At 65.8% G+C, this 4158-nt stretch carries 2 protein-coding genes and 1 pseudogene; all 3 read right to left on the bottom strand.

The features are described from left to right. Positions 1-500 precede the first annotated feature (500 nt). Positions 501-2843, bottom strand: coding sequence for a hypothetical protein (locus ACFYXH_RS42205; protein ID WP_389575099.1), 2343 nt, complete (start codon positions 2841-2843; stop codon positions 501-503). Between the two features lie 192 nt (positions 2844-3035). After that, positions 3036-3458: a sigma factor-like helix-turn-helix DNA-binding protein gene (locus tag ACFYXH_RS42200; protein WP_389575102.1), complete on the bottom strand. Its 423-nt coding sequence runs from the start codon at positions 3456-3458 to the stop codon at positions 3036-3038. Positions 3459-3502: 44 nt separating this feature from the next. Beyond that, a pseudogene (locus ACFYXH_RS42195) lies at positions 3503-4063 on the bottom strand (transposase); the annotation flags it as partial. Positions 4064-4158: the final 95 nt, after the last annotated feature.

Below are 4158 nucleotides of genomic sequence, written 5' to 3'. Positions count from 1 at the left end.
TCCAGCATCAGCCCGCGCAGGTACTGCTGACCGTAACCGCGCTGGCCTGCATAGGCCAGGTAGCCGAAGACATCGTCCGTGAACTCAGCAAGATCGGGCCCTGACCCAAGGCCCCTCGCAGCATGAACCCCCGTGTCCACACTCCGGGGGACGCCTCAACTCCCCGGAGCGAGCGCAGCTGGTCGCCCGCGGTGACGCGAGCCTCGACTAGCCCGTGAGCTGGTGGTGCAGGAGGCGGCCCGCCCAGACGTGGAAGCTCGGCGGCCGCGCGTTCATGGCCGATCAGGGCGAGATCCTCGTCTACCGGCGGTGAGTCGAGTCCACGCCGCTGCACCCCAGTACGGACTCGGTGCAGGATCCGGTCGATCGCCTGCCGGCGCTCCCGCCATGGGTGGAGGACAGGCTCGGTGACCTCGCGCAGTTGCTGTGTGGGATGAGGGCCCCGGCCACCCGCACCGAGCGCCACCACCGGCTCAAGGGCGAGCTCACGTTGGCCGTCCTCAGTTGGGGCAGGCGAGGTCGGGGGCGGTGGGGCTTCCCTGGCAGTTGGTGGGGGTGTTGCCGGTGATGCTTGAGGTGGTGAAGGCGGTGAAGGTGTTGGTGGTGTAGACGCCGCCGGGGGCAGTAGCGGAACTGTTGTCGGTGACGTCGCTGCCGGCCAGGGAGATCGCGGCGCCGGTGTTGTAGAGGCCTGCGCCGGTGGAGCCGGTGCCGGTGGCATTGTTGCCGGTGACGGTGGCGCCGATCAGGGTCACGGTGGTGCCGGCCCCGACGGCATGGATGCCGCCGCCCATGGAGTATTGGCCGGAGGCGACGTTGCGGCTGATCGTGGTGGTGTTCTGCAGGGTCACGGCGGCGCCCGCTTCGGCGTGCAGGCCAGCTCCTTGCCCGCCGCGGCCGACAGTCTTGTTGGCGGTGAAGGTGGTGCTGTCCAGGGTGGCGGAGGCGCCGGAACCGGTGATGTGCAGGCCGGCACCGGCGGGGGTGGCGGTGGGTCCGTTGCCGGTGACGGTATTGCCGCTGATGGTGGAGCCGGTCGCCTGGAAGGTGGCGGGGCTTTCGACCGCGACGCCTCCGCCGCTTCCGTTGTTGTCGGTGTTGTCGGTGACGGAGCTGCCGGTCATGGTGGCGGTGCCGGCGGTGATGTGCAGTCCTCCGCCGTTGTCGCCCGTGGCGGTGGAGGAGCCGGCGGTGTTGTGGGTGAGGGTACTGCCGTTCTGGATGATGAGGGAGGCGCCGCCGGTGTGGATGCCGCCGCCCTGGGTGGCGCGGTTGGTGGAGACGGTGGTGCCGTCGAGGGTGAGGGTGCCCTCGTTATCGATGCCGCCCCCGGTGCCGCCGGTGTTGTCGGTGACGGAGCTGTCGGTGAGGGTGGCGGTGCCGCCGGATGCCACAGCGAGCCCTCCGCCGTCGGCGGCTGTCGTGCTGCCCTGGATGTTGAGGCCGCTGCCGGCGGTGAGGGTGCCGCCGCTGCGTACCAGGATTCCGGCGCCGTCGTTGCCCGCGGGGAGGGATCCGTTCATGACGGTGAGCTGGTTGACGGTCAGGTTGCCGCCGGAGGCGATGTCCAGGATGCGGAACTGGGCGCTGGCCGAGGTGTCCCGTTTGATGGTGGCGTGGTTGCCGTTGATGGTGGTGGTGTTGGTGAGGGGTGGGAGTCCGTTGACGCCGCTGTCCGCCTCGGTGAGCACGTACACGCAGTAGGGGTCGAGGTCGATGGTCGGCACCGTCCCGCTGTTGGCGTCCTCGATCGCTGCTTTCAGGCCTGCGACCGGACAGGCCCCGAGGTCCGTGCCGACCGCTACACCATTGGGGAAGTCGCCCGTGGCGACGTTGGTGATGACGGAGTTGTCGGACGTCCTGATCACGGTTGAGTTGTCCGAATTATTGTTGGCGGTGTAGACCTTGGTGCCGTCCGGGGTGACCGCGATCCCTCTGGGGGCGTCGGCCACGGTGACGTTGGTGATGACGGAGTTGTCGGACGTCCTGATCACCGCGACGGTGTCCGTGTTGATGACGGCGGTGTAGACGTACTGCCCGTCCGGTGTGATCGCCACCCCCCGGGGAACGCTGCCGACGGGGATGGTGGCGGCTACCGTGTTGTCGAATGTCCGGATGACGACCAAGGCGCTCAGCGTTCCACTCGCGAGGTACACGTAGTTCCCGTCAGGGGTCACCTTGAGGCCGTTTCCCCCACCACCCACCGGAATGGTGGTGACTGTGTTGTCCGACGTCCTGATGACATAGAGGTTCGTGCTGTTGTCGCAGCTGACGTAGAGGAACTGTCCATCCGGAGTGATCGCCGTTCCGGTCGGAGTCAGGCCCACCGGGATGGTGGCTGTGACCGTGCTGTCGGATGTCCTGAGGGCCACTGCGATATTTGATGCACTCACCACCATGTAGAGATAATCGCCGCTTGGCGTGAATGTCAGCGCTGATGGAGCGAAACCCAAGGAGATGGTGTTGATGACGACGTCGTCGGACGCCCTGATCACTGAAAGGGTGTGAGCCCTAAAGTTGGCGACATAAATCTCTTTCCCGTCAGGGGTGACCGCTACCGACGAGGGGCCGTCTCCCACCGATACGGTGTCCGTGACGGTGTTGTCGGAGGTTCTGATCACCGAGACGGTGTCCGCATCCCTGTTGGTGACGTAGGCGAAAGGGCCGGAGGAGATAGGCGACGCGGCCAACGCGGTGGATGCCGTCGCCAGCGGAGTGAGGGTCGCGACCACCACGGCGAGACCGGTCAACCCGGCCCGCATCCGCCGCCATCCCCGGACGCCCTCCCGCCGGTCCTCGGTCTTTCGCCGCCCCCTCTTCCACTTCTTCTGCCATCCGGGCATGGTAAATCCTTCGCGTCGAGAAGCAGGCCCCGGGAGCCGCCCAGCACCGATTCGATTCGGCTCTCGATTCGTTTCGATACGGGATACGGGGAGGGGAACCTGTCGTGAATCATTCACGACTTGAGGTACATTCCGACGGAACGACATACTCACATTCCGCTGAACGGGAACTTCCGCGCGCCTGCGCCCTGCTCAAACCCCATGGAGCAGCTTCACCGGCTCCTCGCATACGTCCGAGTCCAGGATGCGTGTACCACCTCTCACGGCTGTAGAGCGGCCATCTCGCTCCAACGGCCCCGTGGCGGCGAGAGAGCGTCCACCAAGTCCACAGAGACGGCGTGAATGAGACGGAAACTGAGACGGAGCAACACGAAGGGGTGACTCCGCCACGCTCGCTGATGCCGCCGTAGTCGTGCTCACCCGTTTACCCAGCCCTGTTCGAAATCGGTACTCATCGTGCGCACCGGTCCGACACAGGAAGATCGCCAGCGGATCGAGGCGGTCAATCAGGCGGGCTCGGACCGTTCCGGGTTCCAGCTCCAACTGCTCTGCAATCTCTGCGGGAGTGAAGAGTTGAAGGGGCAGGAGCAGGACCTGCCGTTGCCGGGGCGGCAGAGCCTTCAGAGGGCGTTTGGGGTAGGCAGATTGCCCTTGATGCCCTAGTAAGTTCCTCGCCAGGTGGGGGTGGTCTCGTCCGTTATACGCCTGGCGAGGTTGTCGACCGAGGCGATGTGGATCATGGCTTCGGAGCTGGCGGTGAGGGTCTCGTAGTCGCGGGCGAGACGGCGGTGCATCATGATCCAACCGATGCTCCGCTCTACCACCCAGCGCCTTTTCACGACGTGAAACCCACGGGTATCCGGGTTTCTGTTGACGACTTCGACATCGATTCCGAGGCGGGCACCGTGCTCGACGACGGCGTTCTTGAAGCCGGTGTCGACCCAGCTCTTGGAGATGGTCGGGTACGTCGCCTTCGCCTGGTTGAGGAGGCGAATTCCCAGAGCGTTCTCCGAGAGGCCGGCTGCTGTGACGGTCACAGCGAGGATGAGGCCGATTGTGTCCGTGAGGATGCCGCGCTTCCTCCCGACGATCTTCTTGGCTGCGTCCGTTCCCTGGCTGGTCAGGGGCACGTTGCTGGAGGTCTTCACGCTCTGGGTGTCGATCACGGAGGCGGTCGGCTCGGGTTTGCGCCCTTCCTTCACCCGGGCCAGGCCCGCCAGCAGGGCGGTTTCAAAGTCCGGGTGATCATGGATGTGTGCTGGTCACGGCTGCGTGACGCTGTGCTGGTTGGCCGACACCTACGCAACGAAGCTCC

This window comes from Streptomyces sp. NPDC002730 (genome assembly GCF_042888805.1).
In the GTDB taxonomy this organism is placed as follows: domain Bacteria; phylum Actinomycetota; class Actinomycetes; order Streptomycetales; family Streptomycetaceae; genus Streptomyces.
Note: the sequence above shows the minus strand (reverse complement) of the source record. Positions and strands in the feature narration are given on the sequence as shown.

What these genes read in the sequence shown, in the direction of transcription:
- ACFYXH_RS42205 (WP_389575099.1), bottom strand. Translation starts at nt 2,843, where the DNA reads ATGCCCGGATGGCAGAAGAAGTGGAAGAGGGGGCGGCGAAAGACCGAG.